Genomic DNA, 21,503 nt, shown 5'->3' with positions numbered 1-21,503 from the left:
TTACGTTGGTCGAGCCGATATGCATTGGAGCGCGGCCGCGCCCACCGTCCGCCACAAGGCATTCACGCCGCCACGCACGACGATAAAAAAGCGGCCGCTCGCGGGGGAGCGGCCATCAAAGAGAGATCCCTGCTCGGGATACCGGAGGACACCACTCCAAGCCGGTGTATCTATTGTTGTGGAAGCATCCGCGACCTGCCATCAGCCCAGTCCGATTCGCGCTTCGTCTGCATGAACGTCGCGCAGCCCCGAACCCACCGCGCGCATCCGAATCCGCCGTACGTCGTTACGTTCTGAAAGGGAACCCGCATACGCGACAGTCAGTCGAAACGCCGACACGCCTGTCGACGGCTTCGTCGCCACGGCGGACAATCCCTCCATCTGCCCCGCACCTTTACATCCAACCTGATCCGTTCATGTTAAGCATCGGTCCCTTCTCGATCCGTGTCGTCGCGGTGGCCGCCGCCGCGCTGCTCGCGTGGCTCGTTGCGCATTTCATCCAGCGCCGCCCGCCGGACGGCCAGCACAAGACCGCATCGAGCCTGATCCTCGATACCCTGCTGCTCGGGCTGATCGCCGCGCGCATCGCCTATGTCGCGCAGTGGTGGCACGAGTACGCCGCCGTACCACGCTCGATCGTCTCGCTCGGCGACGGCGGCTTCGACTGGCGCATCGGCCTCATGGCCGGGATCGCGTTCGCAGGCTGGCGCCTGCGCCGCCTGCCTGCGCTGCGTCGCCCGGTGATGGCCGGCATCCTCGCGGGCGTCGCCGCCTGGGGCATCGCGCAAGGCACGCTCGCAACGTTGCAGCACAGCGCGCCGCCGCTTGCCGCGCTGCAGCTCGAAGCGCTCGACGCCACGCCGGTGCCGGTGCAACGCTTCGCGGGCAAGCCCGTCGTCGTGAACCTGTGGGCCACGTGGTGCCCGCCGTGCCAGCGCGAAATGCCGATCCTCGCGCAAGCGCAGCAGGATCATCCGGGGATGACCGTGCTGATGCTCAACCAGGGCGAAGACGCGCAAGCGGTGCGCACGTTCCTCGAACGGAAGGGGCTGCGGTTCGATCACGTGCTGCTCGATCGCACGCTGCATGCGATGCGGGCCTACGGTTCGCGCGGGCTGCCGACGACGCTCTTCTTCGATGCGAAAGGCAATCTCGTCGAATCGCACATGGGCGAGATCACCGCCGCGCGGCTGAAGGACGCCGTGGCGGACCGCTTCGGCCAGTAACGCGCCCGGCCGAACGCGAGCGGCATCGCTTCGTCACGTCCGCGCCTCGACCGCGGCCAGCCGGGCCGGAAGATGGTCCAGCAGCGCATCGACGGCGGCCCGCACTTTCAGCGGAAGATGCAGCGTGTAGGGCCATACCGCCTGGATCGGAAAGATCACGCCCGGCCGATCGGGCAGCAACTCCCGCAACGCGCCGCCGCGCAACGCGTCGCGCACCAGCCAGTACGGCAGCCACGCGACACCGAGATCCGCAATGGCCGCATCCATCAGTGCGCTCAGGTCGTCGGACAGCAGGCGAGTGGCGGGCTGCAATTCCACGCGCTGGCCATCGACGATGACGGGCCAGCGATGCACCTGGCCGAAACGCGTGTAGGCCAGCGCCTTGTGCCGTTCGAGTTCTTCATAGGTCGCGGGTTCACCGCAGCGGCCCAGGTATGCCGGCGATGCGCAGAACGCCATCCGGTGCTCGCCCAGCGGACGCGCAATCAGGCCGCTGCTGTTCGGCAACGTGCCGACGCGCACCGCCAGATCGAAACGCTCTTCGACCAGGTCGACGGAGCGATCGGTGAACGACAGGTCGAGATCGAGTTCGGGATGCGCCTTGGCCAGTTCGATCAGGATCGGCGCCACGCAAAGATGACCGAAGAGCGTCGGCATCGACACGCGCAGGCGCCCCTTCATCTGCCATTTGCCGGTTTCCAGCAGCGCCTCGCCCGCCTGGATCTGCTCCATCGCGCGCAGGCAATGGTCGTAAAACAACGCCCCTTCGTCGGTCAGGCTCTGGCTGCGCGTCGTCCGCTGAAACAGCACGACGCCCAGCCGCTCCTCGAGGCGCGCGATGCTCTTGCCGACCGCGGACCGCGTGAGGTGCAGTTTGTCGGCGGCCTGCGCGAAGCTGCTCGCTTCCGCCGCGGCGACGAAGACGTCGATGCCCTTCAGGTTGTTTCGCATGCAATTGGGGATAAATACGCTACACAGTGCGTCGATCTTATCGCTTCTGGCGACAAAAAGTGAATGCTAGGATCGATTCCCGTCTTCACCTTCGCAACGGAGCACGCCGTATGGCCAGGATCCTCGTCCTCAAATCCAGCATCAACGGCAGCCAGTCGCACACGGGCGCGCTGATCGACACGTTCCTGGCCCGGCGCCAGGCCAACGGCCATGCCGACGACGTGATCGTGCGCAATCTCGTCGATGCCGACCTGCCGATGCTCGACAGCGAACTGTTTCACGCGCTGCGCGGCGCGGCCGATCCGAGCGCGCGTGCGCAGCGCGCCATCGTGTTGTCCGACGCACTGATTGCCGAACTCAAGGACAGCGACCTGCTGCTGATCGGCGCGCCGATGTACAACCTCAACGTGCCGACCCAGTTGAAGAACTGGTTCGACCTCGTCGCGCGCGCACGCGTCACGTTCCGGTACACGGAGACCTATCCGGTGGGGCTCGTCGAAGGCATCAGCGCGATCGTGTTCAGCTCGCGCGGCGGCGTGCACGTCGGCCAGGAAACGGATGCGGTCACGCCGTACCTGCGTGCCGTGCTTGGCTTGATGGGCATCGCCGACGTGGAATTCGTCTATGCGGAAGGGCTCGACATGAAGCCGTACGGCTTCGAAACGGGGCTCGCGAACGCACGCCGGCAGATGGATGCGCTGCACGCATGAGTCGCGGCCGGCGCGGCGGAAAGCGCGGCGGCGTTCCCGCGCAGGTTCGGCCGGCAACGGCGCGACGCCCATGACATCCTCGCGCGGCCTGAACGAAGACGAGGCGGCGGCGCTCGCGGAGATGGCCCGGCCGGTCGTCACGCCCGAGCAACGCGAAAGGCTCCGGAACGTTTCGCTGGAACTGCTGATGCAGACGCTCGCGTCGCTGGGCCGGCATGTGGAAATCGTCGTGCGACCGGCGGGGCCACCGCGTTCGGCAGGCATCGCGGTGTCAGTCTGACGGCCGGCGGAATCAACGAAAAGCCGTGCGTAGCGTCCGGCCCCGGCCGCCGCCGGACGCCCGTCACCGGCGAGCGGGCGCACCGCGCCAGCCCGCAACAATCATCCTCGGCGCACCGGCAGCGTACCGATCGCCCCGGGTTTCGACGATGCGCCGGATCGGCGCTCAGGGCCGCGACAACACCATCACGCGCCCCGACACGCGCTGCAGCTTCAGCCACCCCGTATCGGCCGTGAATTGAAGCTGCTGCAACGGAAAATCGAAGTCCGCGCGCTGTGCGGCGCTGATCACCGCGTCGGCGATCCAGCGGATCAGCTCCTTGCCTTCGTCGGTCGTCTGGTGGCCGTTCTGGACGCCATAGAAATAACGGTTCCCGGCGTTGACCTCGTTCTGGATCTGCATCCAGTGCCCCGGCAGGCCCCGCTGCGTCCGGAACAGGTCGGCCACCCGCTGCGTCGTCAGCCCGCGCGCCCACAGCGCGCCGTTCGCGGCGGGTCGCGCCAGGTTGTGGCGATCGGCATCCTGAGCTTGCTCCTTGATGTCGCCTTTCAGGGAATCGGGTTTCGTCATGACGCTTTCCTCGCGATGAGCCCGACAACGGGCCGGTTGAATGGACAAGGACCACGGAGAGCGGGCGGCCTGCAGCGCGGATCTGCGCGACCCTGGCGCGCGTGGCCACCACGAACGACAGGCCGGCGACCTGCGCCGGCCTGGCTCACGATATCGGCCGCAGGCCGGTCGTCCCGCCTGCGCCGCGTGAAAGATACGCCCATTGCAGGATTTCTTCGCCTGTCAGGTATGTCAGGCCTCGATAACGGGTGTCCGTCCCCATCACGCTTTCTTTTTCCCCTTCAGCGCGAACGCCGCCACCGTACATCCCGCCATCGCCACGCCCGCGATCAGGAACGTATCGCTATACGCCATCAGCAGCGCCTCCCGCATCACGCGCTGGTTCACGAGCGCGAGTGCCAGCTCGTGCACGCCGCCGGTCGCCGCGCCCGGCAGTGCGTCGCCACGCGGCACATGCACGCGCGCCAGCAGCCGCGCGAGCGTCGCCATGCGCTCCTGGAACGCCGCCGAAAACGGCGTCACCGCCTCGCCGATCCGCATCGCGTGCAGCTTCTGCCGCTCGACGACGATCTGGCTCGCCACCGCGATGCCGATCGCGCCGCCGACGTTGCGCACCATGTTGAACACGCCGGACGCCGACCCGAGCTGCGCCTTCTCGATCCCGTCGACGGCCATCACCGACAGCGCGATCACGACGAGCGACTGCCCGATCCCGCGCACGACGAGCGACGGCACGATCACGTTCGACGCGGCGTCGGCGGTCAGGTGGATGTTCATCAGGCAGCCGGCCGCGACGAGCACGAAGCCGAGCACGATCGTCGTGCGCGGGCTCGTGCGGCGCATCAGCGGCGGTGTCAGGAACGACATCACGAACTGCACGAGTCCGTACGGAATCATCGCGAGGCCGATGTCGCGCGCGCTGTAGCCGTGCAGCTCGGCGAAGTAGTTCGGCACGAGAAACACGACGCCGAACACCACCGCGCCGAACAGGAACTGCATCAGGCTCGCGATCCCGAAGTTGTAGCGGCCGAGCAGCCGCAGGTTGATGAACGGCGCCTTGCGCCGCAGCTCGATCGCGACGAACGCGACGAGCCCCATCAGCGCGACGATCGACAGCTCGACGATCAGGCTGGATGCGAACCAGTCCTTGCGCCCGCCCTCCTCCAGCACGATCTGCAACGCGCTCAAGCCGATCGCCATCGTCGCGATCCCGAACCAGTCGGCCTGGCGCAGCTTCGACAACTGCACGGGCACCGGACGGATCGCCCACGCGATCGCCGCGATCAGCGCGATCGCGGGCGGGATCTGCAGATAGAAAATCCAGCGCCACGAATACATGTCGGTGAGCCAGCCGCCGAGCGACGGCCCGGCCGCCTGCGCAACGTTGTTCGCGACCGCGAACAGCGCCATGCCGAGCGGATGCTTCGACGGCGGCAACTCGGTGACGATCAGCTGGAACGACAGCGGAATCAGCACGCCGCCGAACGCCCCCTGCAGCGCGCGCGCGACGATCATCGACGAGATCGTCGGCGCGACCGAGCACGCGATCGAGAACGCGAGGAAGCCTGTCGCGCCGACGAGCAGCACGCGGCGCGCGGAGAACACCTGCACGAGCCAGCCGGTGAGCGGGATCACGACGATCTCGGCGACGAGGTACGCCGTCGAGATCCACGAACCTTCCTCGAAGCTCGCACCCAGCGAGCCGCGAATGTCCGGCAGCGACGCGTTCGTCACGTGCACGTTCATCCCCGCCATGAAGCAGCCGAACACGCCGCCGAGCACCGCGACCCATGCGCGCAGCGAGACTTCGTCCTCCCGCGCGGCCTGCGCGGCCGGTGTCGTCGCGGCCGTCACGATCCGGCTCCCGGTTCACCGCGCGTGTCGACGCGCGCGATCACCGACATGCCGGGCCGCAGCACGAGGCCCGGCGGCGGCGCATCGAGCCGGATCTTCACGGGCACGCGCTGCACGATCTTCGTGAAGTTGCCGGTCGCATTGTCGGGCGGCAGCAGCGCGAATTCGGCGCCCGAGCCGGGCGCAAGGCCGAGCACGCGGCCGTGCAGCGTGCGGCCCGAATAGGTATCGACGTCGATCTCGACCGGCTGGCCGTCGTGCATCGCGCCGAGCTGCGTCTCCTTGAAATTCGCGACGACGTACACGTCGCGCAGCGGCACGACCGCGAGCAGCGGCATCCCGACCTCGACATACTGGCCCGCGCGCACCGCGCGCTGGCCGATCGTGCCGTCGCGCGTCGCGCGGATCACCGTGTGCTCGAGATCGAGCTGCGCCAGCGCGAGCTTCGCGCGCGACGCCGCGAGCCGCGCACGCGCCTGTTCGATCGCGGCCGTGCTCTGTGCGCGCCGCCGGCGCAGCACCGTCTGCTGGTCGTCCTGCGCGTGCACGGCCGCGCTCGCGCGGGCCAGCTCCGCGCGCGCCTTCAGCGCATCGGCGTGCGCCTGTTCCCAGCGCTGGCCGCTGGCGGCCGATTCGGCGAGCAACTGCCGGTAGCGCGCCGCATCGGCATCGCGCCGCGCGGCCTCGGCGCGCGCGGCGGCCGCGTCGGCCTGCGCCTGCTCGATCACGCTGCGCTGCTGGCCGACCTGGGCGTCGAGCGTCGCGGCCGCGGCTTCCTCGGCCTGCAACGTCGCATCGGCGGCGGCGACGGCCGCCTGCGCATCGTCGAGCTTCGCGCGATAGTCGCGATCGTCGAGCGTGACGAGCACGTCGCCGCGCTTCACGGGCTGGTTGTCGTCGACGGCCACCCGCGCGACATAGCCGGCCACACGCGGGCTGACGGTCACGATGTCGGCGCGCACGTACGCGTCGTCGGTGTGTTCGATGAAGCGGCCGACCGTCCACCAGCGCCAGCCGAACCCGGCAAGCGCGACGATGGCGATGAAGGCGCCCGCGGCGATCCAGTGGCGCCGCGCGAAGCGGGCTGATTTCTCGGGTACGGCTGTGGTGCTCATGATCGGAATCGGAATGGTTGATTGCGTACGGATTGACAAACGGCCGGCTAGGGCTGCCAGCCGCCCCCCAGTGCCTTGAAGACGGCCACCTGATCGAGCGCGACCTGCTGCGTCGACGCGGCAAGCGCCGCATCGACCGTAACGAGGCTGCGCTGCGCGTCGAGCACGCCGAGGAAATCCAGCGCGCCCGCGTCGTAGTTCAGTTCGGCCAGCCGGTAAGCGCGTGCGTGTTCCGCACGCGCGGTCTCGAGCGCGGACTTGCGGCGCCACTCGGCGCCATAGCGCGCCAGCGCCTGCTCGGTTTCCTTCAATGCGCGCAGCACCTGCGCATCGAACGACGCGCGCGCGGCGGCATCGTCGGCGCGCGCCTGCGCAAGTTGCGCGCGGCTCGCCGCGAGATTCGGGAAGCGCCACGTGATCAACGGCCCGACGCCCCAGGCGATCGCGTACTTGTCGCCGAGCGACGACGGTGCGCCGCTCGTCGACAGCCAGTTCACCGAGCCGCCCAGCACGATCGACGGATACAGTTCGGCCGTCGCAACGCCGATTCGCGCATTCGATGCGACGAGCCGGCGCTCGCTTTCGCGCAGATCGGGGCGGCGACGGAGCAGCGCCGCGCCGTCGCCGACCGGGAACGGCCGCGCGAGCGCGGGCGTCGCATGACAGCGCGCGGCTGCATCGGGAATTGCGCCGGGCGCCTGTCCGGTCAGCACGGCCAGTTCATACAACGCGGCGCGGCGCGCACCCGCGAGCGCCGGCAGTTCGGCGCGCGTATCGTCGGCAAACGCGCGCGATCGCGCGACTTCCAGGTCGGACACGAGACCGTGCGCGCGCTGCCGCTCGGTCAACGCGGCGAGCCGGTCGGCGATCGCGACCGAACGCTCGGCCACGTCGACCCGCTCGCCGTACGCACAGGCCTGCGCATAGGCGGCCGTCGTCTCGGCGGCCACCGCCACGCGCATCGCGTCGGACGCGGCCTGCACGGCCTCCGAATCGGCGCGCGCGGCGTCGACGAGATGACCGACACGCCCCCACAGATCGACTTCCCACGACACCGCGAACGACGGCGCGAACCCCCAGCGCGTACGCGCATCGGTCCCCTTCGCGCTCGCGGCGATCTGGTCGGGCGCGTGCTTGCCGTAGTCGACGCCGAAGCCGGCCGTCGTATCGGGCAACCGCGCGGCATCCGCTTCGTCGAGCACGGCCCGCGCCCGCGCCACGCGTGCCGCCGCCACCGCGAGATCGCGGTTCTGCGCGAGCGCTTCGCGCACGAGCGCGTCCAGCGCCGGATCGTCGAACAGTTGCCACCAGCGGTCGGGCAACGTGCCGCCGGACGCGACAGGCGCATCGGCCGCCGCATCGAACGGCGCCGCGCGCACCGCGTCGGCCACGGGCGGCCGGTACGGGGGGCCGACCGAGCAGGCGGCGAGCGCCGCGGCGCTCAGCAGCGCGGCGGCAACGGACAGACGGAGGGAAACCGGAGGAAATGGCGAGGCGCGCATCGTGCAATGACAGTCGAGCAAACGGTGGACCTATGGTAATTTCGACCCATTCGGTCGATCTCGCGCGCAAAGCGCATTCGTCGTCGAGAAAAGGACACGTGGACCCATTTTTCAGCGCGCTCGAGCGCAAGGACAAGCACAAGCAGATCGCGGTCGTCGCGTCCGACGCGGCGTCCGGCGTCCTGTATCCGCCGCATTCGCACCAGCATGGCCAGCTGATTCACGCCATTTCCGGCGTGATGCTCGTGCATGCGGATGCCGGCAGCTGGGTGGTGCCGACAGGGCGCGCGGTGTGGGTGCCGGCCGGCACGCAGCACGAGATCCGGATGGCCGGCGACGTGCAGATGCGCTCGGTGTTCGTCGCACGCGAAGTGCGGCCGAGCCTGCCGGACGCGTGCCGCGTGATCGAGGTCGGCACGTTGCTGCGCGAACTGATCGTGACCGCATGCGAACTGCCGGCCGACTACGACCTTTCGCATCGTGCGGGACGCGTGCTCGCGCTGATCCTCGACGAAATCGAAATCGCGCCGTTGCTGTCGCTGCATGTGCCGATGCCGCGCCATCCGGCGCTCGCCGCGCTGTGCACGCGGCTCATCCATGAACCGTCGTCGGTCGTCACGCTGCAGTCGTGGGCGCGCGACGCGCACATGAACGAGCGCACGCTCGCGCGCGCCTTCAAGCGTGAAACGGGCATGACGCATGGCGCGTGGTGCCGCCATGCGCGTCTGCTGCTGAGCCTGCCGCGCCTGGCCGCCGGTACGCCGATCCTCGAGCTCGCGCTCGAGCACGGCTACGACAGCCCCAGTGCGTTCGCGGCGATGTTCCGCAAGGCGCTCGGCGTGCCTCCGAGCGAATACTTCCGGCGGCGCTGAACCGCACTGTCCGTTTCGCGACGATCGAGCGCATACGCGCGTGCGCGGCGCGACCCGCCGCTCGCTACAGTAGCGGCATCGCACGACACCGGCGCCACGCGCCCGCCACGCCGATGGATCTGATTCAAAGCATGCAGGTTTTCGTCACGCTCGCCGATGCGGGCACCTTCACCGAAACCGGCAAACGGCTCAACCTCACGACCGCGTACGTCAGCCGCACGATCGCATCGCTGGAAACGCATCTCGGCATCCGGCTGCTGAACCGCACGACGCGCTCGATGTGCCTGACCGAGGCCGGCGAACGCTATCTGGCGCGCGCACGCGACATCACGCTCGCCGTCGATGCGAGCGAACGCGAGGCACGCGGCGCGCGGCTGCATCCGCACGGCCGGCTGCGCGCGCACTGCAGCGCCAGCATCGCGAACCGCTTCGTGATTCCGCTCGTCGCGCGCTTCCAGGCGCGCTATCCGGACGTCAGCGTCGACCTGACGCTCGCGCCGCAGGTGCCGGACCTGATCCGCGACAGCTACGACGTCGCGGTGGTCGCGATGCCGAGCCTGCCCAGCTCCGATCAGGTGGCGATCGACGTCGGGCGGATCGGCAACGTGCTGTGCGCGGCGCCCGCGTATGTCGAGCGCCACGGGATGCCGGACGCGCCGCGCGCGCTCGCGCGGCATCGCTGCCTGCAACTGGTTGCGCCCGCGTACCCGGCGCGCGAGTGGACCCTCACGCGCGGCACGGAGGCGGAGACGATCGCGTTCGAACCTTCGATGACGGCCGACGTCGCGGCGTCGCTCGCGATCGCGGTGCGGGAAGGCGCGGGAATCGGCCTGCTGCCGGCGTTCGTCGCGGACGACGGGCTGCGGTCGGGCGCGCTGGTGCGCGTGCTGCCCGATTACCGGGCGGACGAGGTGGGGGTGTTTCTGGTGTATCCGTCACGCCGGCATCTCGACGCGAAGACGCGCGCGTGGGTGGATTTCATGAAGACGGAACTGCGGAATGCGCTCGACGGGGTGCGCGGCGGCCACGCCGGGGAAGGCGAGGCAGCCGCGCCGGCCAGCGCCGGCGCGGCCGCTGCCGCCCCGCTTACGCGACTGCCTGCATCGCGCGATGCGCGTCAAAAAACGTCGCCTGTGCCGCTTCGTCCGCGCGCGCATACGCGCGGTTGACGCCGCTGATCACCGCGCGGATCGACGCCGTCGTCAGGTTCGCGTCGATGCCGACGCCGAACGCGCTGCCGCGCACGCCCGTGCCGGCCAGCTCCGCGATCGCGATCGCCTTCGCATCGGCGCCCTGCGACAGCGCGCGCTCCTCGTAATGCTGGATGCGCAGCGGCGTACGCAACGCGTGCATCAGCGCGTCGAGCGGGCCGTTGCCTTCGCCGCGCAGCACGCGACGCTCGCCGTGCACGTCGGCGGTCAGCACGATCGTCTCGCGGCCGTCCCGCTCGCTCAGCTCATGGCCGACGTAACGCAGCGGCGCATCGCCTTCCACGTATTCCTGCTGGAACAGCGACCAGATCTGCGCGCTCGTCACCTCGAGCCCGCTGTTGTCGGTCAGGCGCTGCACGGCCGCACTGAAGTCGACCTGCAGGCGGCGCGGCAGCGCGACGCCGTAGCTCTGCTCGAGCAGGTACGCGATGCCGCCCTTGCCCGACTGGCTGTTCACGCGAATGATCGAGTCGTACGTACGGCCGACATCGCTCGGATCGATCGGCAGGTACGGCATTTCCCAGACGGCGTCGGGTTTCTGTACCGCGAAGCCCTTCTTGATCGCATCCTGGTGCGAGCCGGAGAACGCGGTGAACACGAGATCGCCGACGTACGGATGGCGCGGATGGATCGGCAACTGCGTGCATTCCTCGGACGTGCGCGCGACTTCGTTGATCTGCGAGAAATCGAGGCCCGGATCGACGCCCTGCGAGTACAGGTTCAGCGCGAGCGTGACGAGATCGACGTTGCCGGTGCGCTCGCCGTTGCCGAACAGGCAGCCCTCGATCCGGTCCGCACCGGCCATCACCGCCAGCTCGGCCGCCGCGACCGCGGTGCCGCGGTCGTTGTGCGGATGCACGGACACGATCAGCGCGTCGCGGCGCGCGAGGTTGCGGTGCATCCATTCGATCTGGTCCGCGTAGAAGTTCGGCGTGCCGACTTCGACGGTCGCCGGCAGGTTCACGATCGCCTTGTGCTCCGGCGTCGGCTGCCAGACGTCGAACACGGCGTCGCAGACTTCCTTCGCGAAATCGAGCTCGGTCGCGGTGAAGGTTTCCGGGCTGTACTGCAGCGTGAAATGCGTATCGGTGGCGGCGTCGGCGCAACGCTTGATCGTGCGCGCCGCGTTCACCGCGAGCTGCTTCACGCCATCGCGGTCGAGACCGAACACGATCTTGCGGAATTCCGGCGCGGTCGCGTTGTACAGGTGCACGATCGCGCGCTTTGCGCCGCGCAGCGATTCGAAGGTGCGCTCGATCAGGTCGTCGCGCGCCTGCGTGAGCACCTCGATCGTGACGTCGTCCGGAATGTGGCCGCCCTCGATCAGCTCGCGCACGAAATTGAAGTCGGTCTCGGATGCCGACGGGAACGCCACCTCGATCTCCTTGAAGCCGATCGCGACCAGCATCTTGAACATCCGCATCTTGCGCGCCGCGTCCATCGGCTCGAACAGCGACTGGTTGCCGTCGCGCAGGTCGGTGCTCATCCAGATCGGGGCCTGCGTGATCGTGCGCGACGGCCACGTGCGATCCGGCAGGTTGACGGGCGTAAACGGTCGGTACTTCGCGGCGGGGTTCTTCAGCATCATGATGTCGGTCCTCGGTCGGTTGATCGGAACACCGCGGCGCGGCGGCCATCGGTCATGGCGGCGGCTGCGCGCGCAGCGGTTGAAACGGTGGAAACGGCACAACGGCAAAGCGGTACGGCAAACGACGGCCTTGGCGGTTGAGCGACCGGGACGGAGCGGAGCGGTACGGAAGAAGGACGAACTCAGGCGCCGGTCGACAACCGGGGCCAGGTCTGTGATACGGGGGAAATCTGGCGCTTCAGGAACGAAGCAGGAAGGAAGCGCGCAGCCGCAGACCCAGCCCGGAGAAACGGGCTAGTAGTCGTAGCGAGAAGAGGGGCTGGGCGGCTTGCATGGCCGGAATCAGATCACAGGGCGACCGGGGTTGTCAATGGGTGACTCGCCCGTCGCACGTCCGCGCGGCCGCCGGAATCAGTCCTGTCCGATAGCCCGCCGCCCGCCCCGCCGCCATGCTTCACGGGTGCGGCGCCGATGGCGCCCCCGTTCATGTTCGGAGTGAGTTGGTCAACGATCTTCGCCGGTTGCCGCACCCTCTTCCCGCTGCCATCGGCGTGCCGCGGGCGTTCGTTGGCGGCCGACTGGCACGGCCGCCAACAGCGTGCCGACGTTGAAACCGGCGCTGCCTGGTGCCCGCACGGGGCGTCCGCGCCGAAGCCCGATCGCCCCCGCCGGCGCGTCGATCCCGACCCGCCCGGCTCCGTGACGCCATGCGGCGCGGCGCGCAGCGGCTTGCACCTGTCTGCCGCACGCGCCGCAAGAACGATCAAATGCACCCGCCGCCGGTACCCTATAGTTCCGTCCGACACCCTCATTGGCACGCTATGAATCCGGTTGGCAAAGCACTTTGGTACATCGAAACCGCGCTCGACAAGGCACTGACGCTCGACAGGATTTCCGCCGATTGCGACATGACGCGTTTCGGCTTTTCGCGGCTGTTCTCGATGAATACCGGGTGGCCCGTGATGCGCTATGTCCGGTCGAGGCGGCTGACGCGTGCGGCGCACGCGCTGGCGCAAGGCGCGCCGGACATCCTGCACGTGGCGCTCGACGCCGGCTATGGCTCCCATGAGGCGTTTACGCGCGCCTTCCGCGACCTCTTCGGCATGACGCCCGAGGAAGTGCGGACACGGCGCACCCTCGACGGATTGTCTCTTGTGGAGCCGCTTCGCATGAAAGAACTGAATCTGATCGCCGTGACGCCGTCCCGCTTCGAAGTCGCGGAAAAACGGCTGATCGCCGGCATGAGCGACCGCTACACCTTTGAAACCAACGAAGGTATCCCGGCGCTCTGGCAGGCGTTCGTCCCGTATCTCGGCACGATCCCCGGCCAGATCGGCGACGTGACCTACGGCGTATGCTGCAACCCGGATGCGGATGGCAGCTTCGAGTACATCGCCGGCGTCGAAGTCGCGCATCGCGACCGGCTGCCCGCGCCGTTTCGCTGCGTCGAGCTCGAACCGCAGCGGTATGCGGTCTTCGAACACGGCGGACACATCTCCACGCTCCATCAGACCATCTACAGCATCTGGAACGGCTGGCTGCCGACGTCGGGTTTCAAGGCCGTGGACGCGCCCGAATTCGAGCGCTACAGCGAGGATTTCGATCCCGTTGCGGAAACCGGGGTGCTTGAAATCTGGTTGCCGGTCGTAGCGGCCGCGTGAGCGGCGCGCGTTGCCCGGCCGGGGTGTCTCCCGCCCCGGCCGGGGAGCGAATCGCCACTACCCCGGATCGCGCGCGATCCCGGCGTTGAAGCGGACGGGCCGGCAGTCATTGGCGCACGAACAGCGCCTGCCGCGCGAGTGCCGGCGCGTAGCCGGGCGCAACCGGCCCCCCGGCTGACGGCCGGCATCCCGCGGGGTCAGCCGGCCCGCGAAGTAGCGGGTTTCGACATCGCAACCGGCGACAGCCACTCGGCCGCCGCCAGTTGCGTACGCGCACCACGGGCCGCGCGGTTGAACGCCACCCGCCGTTCGCCCGTCAGCCTCGCCGCGTCGGCTGCGCGCACCAGCCCGACCGGATCGACGAGGCGCGCACGCTGCCGCACCTCGAAGTGCAGATGCGGGCCGGTCGCGGTGCCCGTGCTGCCCACCGCGCCGATGCGCTGGCCGCGCGCGACGCGCGCGCCGGTTCGCAGCGTCGGCTCGAATGCCGACAGGTGCGCGTAGTACGACGCATAGCCGCCGTCATGGCGGATCACCACATACTTGCCGTAGCCGCGCGCCTCGGTGCCGATGAACGTCACGACACCGCGCTCCGACGCGTGAACCGCCCGCCCTGCCGGTGCCGCCAGATCGACGCCGGAATGCACGTGGCGCGCGCCCGTCACCGGATGCACGCGCGCACCGAACCGCGAGCTGATCCGCGTCGCCCTGACCGGCATCGCGAACCGCGTCCCGGCAAGCGGCATGCCGTCGAGGTCGTAGTACGCGCCCGGCGAACCGGCATCGGGCGCGAACCATACGGCCGCGACACGCTGGCCGCGCAGGCGGATGTCGAGCGCCGTCACGCGCGCGCGGCCCGGATGCGTCGCGCGGCCGTCGGGTTCGAACGCGACACGGAAGGTATCGCCGGCCGCACCGCGCTGCGACGGATCGATGCGCCCGGCGAGCAAGCGGACGATCTGCGCGGCCACGCCGGCCGGCAGGTCGGCGCGCGCCAGCGACGCCCTCAGGGTGCCGGCGATCGCGCCGGCGCGCGCGCCGCTCGCCGATACCTCGAGCATGAACGGCTCGGCCGACGCGAGACCGACGGCCGCCCGCCCGAACGCCGGTTGCGCGTCCAGCGCGGGCAAGGGCGACGCAAGGCCGTAATCGAACCGCGCCGCATGGCTGCGCTCGACCGCGCCGCGCGCCGCGTCGCACAGCACGCGATAAGCCACGCACGCGCCGAAGCGGGCCACGGGGCCGTCGCGCCCGGCAGCCGCCGGATCGGGCGACGCATGCGATACGTACGCGACGTCGAGCGGCACCGCCGGCGTGCGCAAGCCGCCCCACGTGGTTCGTGCGGAACTGAAAAAAGGCACGTCGGCAAGGTCGGCGGACTCCGGAATCGCGGGCGCGGAGGCGGCGGCATCGAGAGCCGCCTGTGCCGCCGCCCCGTGCGCGCCGGCCACGCAGGCCGCCGCGACGACACCGCGCACCAGCGCGCGGAGATCCGGAAAACGTCGGACGCCGCGCACGGCGGATCGACCTTGTTCGCGTGCGAGACGGGAACGCAGGTCTAACCGCATGACGTCGTCACTCGCTATCAATGGAAACAGGGGAAAAGCCGGGTATCGCGGAAGCGCTGCGTTCGCGGCCCGGCAACATGAAGGCGAGTGTATCGGCGCGCACGAACTCGCTAAATGGGACCAATCTTATTTTTATTTCCCATCTCTTAGTACTCGAACGAAATGCGGATTTCACGTCGGCTGACGACCCGACCCCATGCACGGGCGCGAACCATTGCGTACCGTGCATGGTCGAACGCTGCCGGCGCGCGCGCCGTCCCGCTGCGCATGCGGCGGCCCGTCGCGTGTCGCGCATCGTGCCATCCAACCGGAATCCCGCATGTTTCTCGATCAACTTCATCCGGAACGCTGGACGTTCCTGTGGAACGCGCTGTCCACCCTGTCCCTCAAGCTGTGCGCCGGCCTCGCGCTGCTCGTCGCCGGCTGGTGGCTGTCGAAGCGCATCGGCAACTGGCTGAACCGGCTGCTCGCGAACAAGGAGCGCGTCGACGACACGCTGCGGCCGATCCTGTGCGACGTCGCCGTGTGGGGCATCCGCATCGTCGCGATCGTCGGCGCGCTGTCGCAGCTCGGCATCGAAACCGCGAGCATCGTCGCGGTACTCGGCGCGGCCGGCCTCGCGATCGGGCTCGCGCTGCAGGGCACGATGCAGAACATCGCGGCCGGCATCATGCTCCTGCTGCTGCGGCCGTTCAAGGTCGGCGACTACATCGACGGCGGCGCGGGGGTCGCGGGCACCGTCGACGAGGTCGGGCTGTTCATGACACGGCTGACGAAGCCGGACGGCATCTGCGAATACGTGCCGAACAGCGCGCTGTGGGGCAGCGCGATCCGCAACTACACACGCAATCCGACGCGCCGTCTCGATCTCGAAGTGGAGGTGTCGGTGCACGACGATATCGAGCGCGCGCTCGATGCGCTGCGCGCGCTGGCCGCAGCCGATCCCGACGCGCTGCACGATCCGGCGCCCGACGTGATGGTGATGCGCTTCGACGACAGCACGGCCGTCGCGAACCTGCGCGTATGGACGCACACCGACAAGTTCTGGGCCATGCGCTGGCGCCTCGCCCGCCAGGTGCGCAAGACGCTCGCCGACGCGAACTGCGCGCTGCCGATCCGCACGCGCGAGCTGCACATCGTGCACGACGCGCCACGCCGCACCGACGCCGCGCAAGCCGCAACGCGGTGAGGCGCGCGGGCGGCCGCTGCGCCCGGCTCGCACGGCGGCCGTCACGCCCGCGCCCGCGTCCGCACGCCGCCCGGAATCGCTCCGGATGGATGCGCCGCGCGGCCCGCCACCAAATCAGACTCGTCTGATTCACTGCGCACTCGCATTCCGCGACAATGGCCGTGCCGGACGAGACAGCCATCCCGTCCGGCATCCGTCGTACCATCTCCGCTTGTCGCCGCCCATCACGGGCGGCGTTTTTTTTGCCGGACCCGCCGCGTTACATCTTCACGATATCGAGCAGCGCCTTCTTGCCGCTCCTGTACGTGAACACCGAAATCGCGCCGTGCTTCAGGTCGCCCTGCGGCGTGAAGCTGGTTTCGCCGATCACGCCGCGATAGTCGGTGGCCGGCATCGCGGCGAGCACCTTCGCCGGATCGGTCGAGTTCGCGCGCTTCATCGCATCGACGATGATGTACACCGCGTCGTACGAGAACGGCGCATACACCTGCATCGGCTGGTGGTAGCGCGCCTCGTAGCGCTTCGCGAACGCCGCGCCGCCGGGCATCTTCTCGAGCGCGATGCCCGCCTCGGAACACACGACGTTGTCCGACGCCGGGCCCGCGAGCTTCGGCAGGTCCGTCGAGCACACGCCGTCGCCGGCGAGTATCTTCGCGCGCATGCCGAGCTGGCGCGCCTGCTTCGCGAGCGGGCCGCCCGTCGCGTCCATCCCGCCGTACATGATCGCGTCCGGGTTCACGCCCTTGATCTTCGTGAGGATCGCGCGGAAGTCGATCGCCTTGTCGTTGGTCGCGTCGCGCGACACGACCTGCAGGCCGGCCGCCTTCGCGGCCTTCTCGAACTCGGTCGCGAGCCCCTGCCCGTACGCGGTCGAATCGTCGACCACGGCCACGGTCTTGATTCCCATGTTCTTCGCCGCGTACATCGCAAGCGCCGGCCCCTGCTGCGCGTCGGTCGCGACGACGCGATAGGTCGTCTTGAAGCCCTGCTGCGTGTACGTCGGGTTGGTCGCGGCCTGCGAGATCTGCACGACGCCGCCGTCGCGATAGACGCGCGACGCCGGAATCGACGTGCCCGAATTGTGATGGCCGACGACGCCGACCACCTTGTCGTCGACGAGCCGCTGCGCGACCTGCGTCGCGGTGCGAGGATCGCCCGCGTCGTCCTGCGCGTCGAGCTGCAGCGTGACCTTCCTGCCGCCGATCACGAGCCCTTTCGCATTGATCTCCTCGACCGCGAGGCGCGCACCGTTCTCGCTGTCCTTGCCGAGATGCGCGATCGCGCCGGTCAGCGGCGCGACGTGCCCGATGCGCACGATCTCGTCCGCATGCGCGGACAGCGCGCAGGTCAGCGCCGCAGCAGCAGCCAGTGCCGTCATGTGATGTCGAATCATGTCTGTCTCCTGGTCAGTCTTGTGTGCCCCGTGCCATGCGGGACGTGTTGTGGTTCCGACGACGCATCGGCCGCGCTCAATGGCGCAGCGCTTCCTGCACCGCGCGGCCCGTGCCGGCCGGCAGCACGCCCGCGTCGCCGCCCGTCGCGACGCCGTACAGGTCCTTCGGATCGCGCGGCGCGGGAATCAGGTCGAGCTCGATGCCGATCTCGCGCTCGCGCGCGGCCGCGTTCAGGTAGCGCAGCGCCGAGAAATCCTCCAGCGCGAAGCCGACGGAATCGAACACCGTCACCTGCGCGTCCGACTCGCGGCCCGGCTCGGCGCCCGAGACGATCCGCGCGAACTCGATCACCGGAAATTCCGCCGGCATCTGCTGGATGTCGCCTTCGATGCGCGTCTGCGGCTCGTATTCGACGACGACGCGGGCGCGCCTCAGCACGTCCGCGTGCAGTTCGGTCTTGCCGGGACAATCGCCGCCGACGGCGTTCACGTGCATCCCGTCCTCGATCATGTCCGGCGTCAGGATCGTCGCGTTGGTCTTGTCGGCGGTCACCGTCGTCACGATGTCCGCGCCGCGCACGGCGTCCGCCGCCGACGCGCAGCGGATCACGCGCAGCCCCGCGAACGGCGCGAGGTTGCGGATCAGCTTGTCGGTCGCCGCCGGATCGATGTCGAACACGCGCAGCTCGTCGATGCCGAGCATCTCGTGGAACGCGATCGCCTGGAATTCGCTCTGCGCGCCGTTGCCGATCAGCGCCATCGAACGCGCATCGGCGCGCGCGAGAAAGCGCGCGACCAGCGCGGACGTCGCCGCGGTGCGGATCGCCGTCGTGAGCGTCATCTCGCTGAGCAGCAGCGGGTAGCCGGTGTCGACGTCGGCCAGCACGCCGAACGCCATCACGGTCAGCAGGTCGGCCCGGGTGTTCTTCGGATGGCCGTTCACGTACTTGAACGCGTACAGCCGCGCGTCCGAGGTCGGCATCAGCTCGATCACGCCGTCGGTCGAATGGCTGGCGAGGCGCGCGGTCTTCTCGAACGTCTCCCAGCGCCGGTAGTCCTGCTCGATATACGAGGCCATCGTCGTCAGGATCTGCGTCATCCCGACTTCGGCCACGAGCGTCGATACGCTCGTCACATCCAGATATCGCGTCATGCCCTTGCTCCAAGGTTGCGGCGGCCGGGGCCGCCGTTGAAACGGTCGGCGCCGCGTTACGCGCGCCCTTCGAATCCCAGCAGCACGTTGACCGCGTTGATGCCGATCTCGTCGACCATGTAGCCGCCCTCCATCACGAACAGCGTCGGCACGTTCAGGCGCGCGAGCGCCGCGCCGATGCGCAGGTAGTCGGGCGAGCGCAGCCGGAAATGGCTGATCGGGTCGTGCTCGAACGTGTCGACGCCGAGCGACACGACGAGCGCGTCGGGGGCATGCGCGGCGATCGCGGCGGCCGCGTGGTCGAGCGCCTGCTCGTAAGCGGCCCACAGCGTGCCCTTCGGCAGCGGCAGGTTCAGGTTGAAGCCGTCGCCCGCGCCGGCGCCGCGCTCGTCCGCGTAGCCGGAGAAGTACGGGTACGACACCGGCGGCTCGCCGTGGATCGACGCGAACAGCACGTCCGCGCGATCGTAGAAGATGTCCTGCGTGCCGTTGCCGTGATGGAAATCGACGTCCAGCACCGCGACACGCGCGGCGCCCTGCGCGATGCAATGCTGCGCGGCGATCGCCGCGTTGTTCAGGTAGCAGTAGCCGCCCGCGTACTCGCGGCCGGCGTGGTGGCCGGGCGGGCGGCACAGCGCGAACGCCGCGCGCGCCGCGCCGCTCGACAGCAGGTCGGCGCCGGTCAGCGCCGAGTTCGCGCTCGCGCTCACCGCGTCCCACGTGCCGGCGTTGATCGGCGCGCCGGCGTCCATCGCGTAGAAGCCGAGCTTGCCGTCGATGAACGCGGGCGGCGTCGCGGCGGCGGGCATCGCGCGCACCGGCCATACGAGCGGCAGCGCCTGGCAGGTTCGGCCGGTTGCCGTCCATTCGTCCCACGCGCCGGCGAGGAACTCGACATAGCGCGCGCTGTGCGCGGCCGCATAGCACGCGCGGTCGAACGGTTTCGGCGCGATCACGTCTCCGAGGCCGGCGGCGCGCACCTGCGCGAGCACCGTTTCGGCGCGAAGGGGGTTTTCGAACGAATCGGTGATCGCGCCGTCCTTCAGTTCGACGCCGCGATGCAGTTGGTGATCGCTGCTATAGACCGTGAGCATGGTTGACCGTTGCGGTGAGGATGGCAACAGTTTATTGACGGATACCGGCAATAGCTTTGCTTTTCGCGCGCACCTTTCGTACACTTTTGAGAAAACCGCCTACGGAATCACGAAAATGAGCAAAAATCGCGCTCCGGCCGAACTGGACGGCGTCGACCGCGCCATGCTGCGCCTGCTGCAGGACGACGGCGCGCTGTCGAACGCGACGCTCGGCGAGAAGCTGTCGCTCAGCGTCACGCCGTGCTGGCGCCGCCGCAAGCGGCTCGAGGACGAAGGCGTGATCACCGGCTACCAGGCGAACCTCGACCGGCGCGCGCTCGGCATGAACGTGTTCGCGTTCGTGCACGTCACGTTCAACATGCACTCTGACCAGGATTCCGACCACTTCGAGGACGTGATCCGGCGACACGACGAGGTGCTGTCGTGCCACAAGATCACCGGCGCGGCCGACTACATCCTGCAGGTCGTCGCCGCCGATCTCGACGCGTACGCGGAATTCGTCGAGCGCGTGCTGCGCAAGCAGGCGGGGGTATCGTCGATCCAGTCGAGCCTCGCGTTGCGCGAAGTGAAGTTCTCGTCGCGCGTGCCGGTGCCGGACGCGTGAACGGCGCGGCCAACGTGCGCGCCGCCTCCGGTTTTCCCCCACTCATTCAGCCATGGAGCACGCCCTCATGAAACGTTTCAGCCCTTCCGCATCGCTGGCCGCCGCGCTCGCCTGCGCGTTCGCCTTGAGCGCCTGTTCCGCGCCCTCCGCGCCGCCCGCGCAATCTTCGGCACCGCCCGCACCGCCGGTGGTCGGCGGCGATCGCGATGCGCACGGGTGCATCGGCTCGGCCGGCTATTCGTGGTGCGAAGCGACGCAACAATGCGAGCGCCCGTGGGAACTCGCGAAGCAGAAGGGTTTCGAGAACTCGGCGCAGGCGTACGGGCAGTTTTGCGGGAACGGTTCGGCGAAGTGAGCGCGTAAGCGGAACTCGCCGAACTGTTGGCTGGAAAGCAGACAGACGTGTCATCGATCCTGCCCGGATACACATAACGTGACGCGAAGCTTCATCACGCCCATGGCAGCCGTAAGAGCGGTATTTACCAGAATCCGTAGTCGTCCTGATATTCAAGTCGCTACAAGGATCTCTGCCTCACCCCTGACGGCACTCGCGGCACTTCGGCAATACTCATATAAGTACGAAAGTATCAGTCGAAATACTAATCAAATTATTGAAATCGGCTGATTCTCATCTTGAAAATTGCACAGTCCTTCGACGCGAGGTAAAAGGCGGTTTCATTCCTCGCGTAGATCATCGATGAAAAGCGCGCAATGCCGCGAAACGGTTCGCCTCGGGGATGCGGCCGATCGTGACGGCACAGCCACCGGAGCCGCCCTCGATCTCAAGCACCTTGGCATTGGCGTCGCGCCCGACGGCCACGGCGAGGCATGCCCGAAATGCGGCGGCATCTATCCGCTGCCGGCGAGTGGCCCGCGCATGCACCGCGGCCGACAGATCAAGTATCACGGCCGCAGGATCGGTTGCACCACCACGGTCGTCAGGGCATAAACGGAGAGACTCG

The 21,503-nt window shown here is 68.7% G+C and carries 20 protein-coding genes; 9 read left to right on the top strand and 11 right to left on the bottom strand.

Annotated features, from left to right (window positions below):
- Window positions 1-416: 416 nt before the first annotated feature.
- On the top strand, window positions 417-1,226 hold the full coding sequence (locus tag GQ56_RS0103415) for a TlpA family protein disulfide reductase (protein ID WP_031397309.1): 810 nt from the start codon (window positions 417-419) through the stop codon (window positions 1,224-1,226).
- A 33-nt stretch (window positions 1,227-1,259) separates the two neighbouring features.
- Here the strand turns inward: GQ56_RS0103415 and GQ56_RS0103410 are convergent, their stop codons facing one another.
- A complete protein-coding gene (locus GQ56_RS0103410) occupies window positions 1,260-2,177 on the bottom strand; it encodes a LysR family transcriptional regulator (protein ID WP_031397308.1) in 918 nt (305 codons plus the stop codon).
- A 110-nt stretch (window positions 2,178-2,287) separates the two neighbouring features.
- Here GQ56_RS0103410 and GQ56_RS0103405 point away from each other — a divergent pair, with 110 nt between their 5' ends.
- Both GQ56_RS0103405 and GQ56_RS0103400 read left to right on the top strand, forming a co-directional pair.
- Window positions 2,288-2,887 (top strand): FMN-dependent NADH-azoreductase, encoded by a 600-nt coding sequence (locus GQ56_RS0103405; RefSeq protein WP_031397307.1) that lies wholly within the window; start codon window positions 2,288-2,290, stop codon window positions 2,885-2,887.
- Between the two features lie 70 nt (window positions 2,888-2,957).
- On the top strand, window positions 2,958-3,167 hold the full coding sequence (locus GQ56_RS0103400; protein ID WP_235212614.1) for an XRE family transcriptional regulator: 210 nt from the start codon (window positions 2,958-2,960) through the stop codon (window positions 3,165-3,167).
- 165 nt (window positions 3,168-3,332) lie between these two features.
- Here the strand turns inward: GQ56_RS0103400 and GQ56_RS0103395 are convergent, their stop codons facing one another.
- The 4 genes from GQ56_RS0103395 to GQ56_RS0103380 form a co-directional block, all read right to left on the bottom strand.
- Window positions 3,333-3,737 carry a hypothetical protein gene (locus tag GQ56_RS0103395; protein WP_031397305.1) on the bottom strand — a complete coding sequence of 135 codons (405 nt, stop codon included), beginning with the start codon at window positions 3,735-3,737 and terminating at the stop codon, window positions 3,333-3,335.
- Window positions 3,738-3,998: 261 nt separating this feature from the next.
- Window positions 3,999-5,591 (bottom strand): DHA2 family efflux MFS transporter permease subunit, encoded by a 1,593-nt coding sequence (locus GQ56_RS0103390; RefSeq protein ID WP_031397304.1) that lies wholly within the window; start codon window positions 5,589-5,591, stop codon window positions 3,999-4,001.
- The gene (locus GQ56_RS0103385; protein WP_031397303.1) at window positions 5,588-6,706 is read right to left on the bottom strand and encodes an HlyD family secretion protein; all 1,119 of its coding nucleotides are present in this window, start codon (window positions 6,704-6,706) and stop codon (window positions 5,588-5,590) included. The genes GQ56_RS0103390 and GQ56_RS0103385 overlap by 4 nt, the downstream gene beginning before the upstream one ends.
- 47 nt (window positions 6,707-6,753) lie before the next feature.
- On the bottom strand, window positions 6,754-8,208 hold the full coding sequence (locus tag GQ56_RS0103380; protein WP_031397302.1) for an efflux transporter outer membrane subunit: 1,455 nt from the start codon (window positions 8,206-8,208) through the stop codon (window positions 6,754-6,756).
- A gap of 98 nt (window positions 8,209-8,306) precedes the next feature.
- Here GQ56_RS0103380 and GQ56_RS0103375 point away from each other — a divergent pair, with 98 nt between their 5' ends.
- Window positions 8,307-9,080: an AraC family transcriptional regulator gene (locus GQ56_RS0103375; RefSeq protein ID WP_031397301.1), complete on the top strand. Its 774-nt coding sequence runs from the start codon at window positions 8,307-8,309 to the stop codon at window positions 9,078-9,080.
- A 113-nt stretch (window positions 9,081-9,193) separates the two neighbouring features.
- Window positions 9,194-10,249: a LysR family transcriptional regulator gene (locus GQ56_RS0103370; RefSeq protein WP_043301050.1), complete on the top strand. Its 1,056-nt coding sequence runs from the start codon at window positions 9,194-9,196 to the stop codon at window positions 10,247-10,249.
- Here the strand turns inward: GQ56_RS0103370 and leuA are convergent.
- Complete coding sequence (gene leuA / locus GQ56_RS0103365; protein WP_034196994.1) at window positions 10,167-11,876, bottom strand: 2-isopropylmalate synthase; 1,710 nt, start codon at window positions 11,874-11,876, stop codon at window positions 10,167-10,169. The genes GQ56_RS0103370 and leuA overlap by 83 nt on opposite strands.
- 824 nt (window positions 11,877-12,700) lie before the next feature.
- Here leuA and GQ56_RS0103360 point away from each other — a divergent pair.
- Window positions 12,701-13,540: an AraC family transcriptional regulator gene (locus GQ56_RS0103360; protein ID WP_031397298.1), complete on the top strand. Its 840-nt coding sequence runs from the start codon at window positions 12,701-12,703 to the stop codon at window positions 13,538-13,540.
- Between the two features lie 197 nt (window positions 13,541-13,737).
- Here the strand turns inward: GQ56_RS0103360 and GQ56_RS0103355 are convergent, their stop codons facing one another.
- Window positions 13,738-15,108, bottom strand: coding sequence for a M23 family metallopeptidase (locus GQ56_RS0103355; protein WP_031397297.1), 1,371 nt, complete (start codon window positions 15,106-15,108; stop codon window positions 13,738-13,740).
- Window positions 15,109-15,427: 319 nt separating this feature from the next.
- Between GQ56_RS0103355 and GQ56_RS0103350 the strand changes: the two genes are divergently transcribed.
- On the top strand, window positions 15,428-16,297 hold the full coding sequence (locus tag GQ56_RS0103350; protein ID WP_031397296.1) for a mechanosensitive ion channel family protein: 870 nt from the start codon (window positions 15,428-15,430) through the stop codon (window positions 16,295-16,297).
- 259 nt (window positions 16,298-16,556) lie between these two features.
- Here GQ56_RS0103350 and GQ56_RS0103345 read toward each other — a convergent pair whose 3' ends face one another.
- The 3 genes from GQ56_RS0103345 to GQ56_RS0103335 form a co-directional block, all read right to left on the bottom strand.
- Window positions 16,557-17,690: a branched-chain amino acid ABC transporter substrate-binding protein gene (locus GQ56_RS0103345; protein ID WP_031397295.1), complete on the bottom strand. Its 1,134-nt coding sequence runs from the start codon at window positions 17,688-17,690 to the stop codon at window positions 16,557-16,559.
- Between the two features lie 76 nt (window positions 17,691-17,766).
- A complete protein-coding gene (locus GQ56_RS0103340; RefSeq protein WP_034196935.1) occupies window positions 17,767-18,843 on the bottom strand; it encodes an ornithine cyclodeaminase in 1,077 nt (358 codons plus the stop codon).
- A 56-nt stretch (window positions 18,844-18,899) separates the two neighbouring features.
- Entirely contained in the window at window positions 18,900-19,937 is a 1,038-nt protein-coding gene (locus GQ56_RS0103335) for a histone deacetylase family protein (protein WP_031397293.1), read from the bottom strand.
- 115 nt (window positions 19,938-20,052) lie between these two features.
- On the opposite strand from GQ56_RS0103335, the gene GQ56_RS0103330 reads away from it, so the two are divergent.
- Window positions 20,053-20,541: an Lrp/AsnC family transcriptional regulator gene (locus GQ56_RS0103330; RefSeq protein WP_031397292.1), complete on the top strand. Its 489-nt coding sequence runs from the start codon at window positions 20,053-20,055 to the stop codon at window positions 20,539-20,541.
- Window positions 20,542-20,608: 67 nt separating this feature from the next.
- Window positions 20,609-20,896, top strand: a complete 288-nt coding sequence (locus GQ56_RS0103325) for a hypothetical protein (protein WP_031397291.1) — start codon at window positions 20,609-20,611, stop codon at window positions 20,894-20,896.
- Window positions 20,897-21,232: 336 nt separating this feature from the next.
- On the opposite strand, the gene GQ56_RS45495 is transcribed toward GQ56_RS0103325, so the two are convergent.
- A complete protein-coding gene (locus tag GQ56_RS45495) occupies window positions 21,233-21,448 on the bottom strand; it encodes a hypothetical protein (protein WP_161788541.1) in 216 nt (71 codons plus the stop codon).
- Between the last annotated feature and the right edge of the window lie 55 nt (window positions 21,449-21,503).

Source organism: Burkholderia paludis (genome assembly GCF_000732615.1).
GTDB lineage: Bacteria > Pseudomonadota > Gammaproteobacteria > Burkholderiales > Burkholderiaceae > Burkholderia > Burkholderia paludis.
The sequence above is the reverse complement of the archived record's forward strand: the minus strand, read 5'-3'. Positions and strand labels throughout refer to the sequence as shown.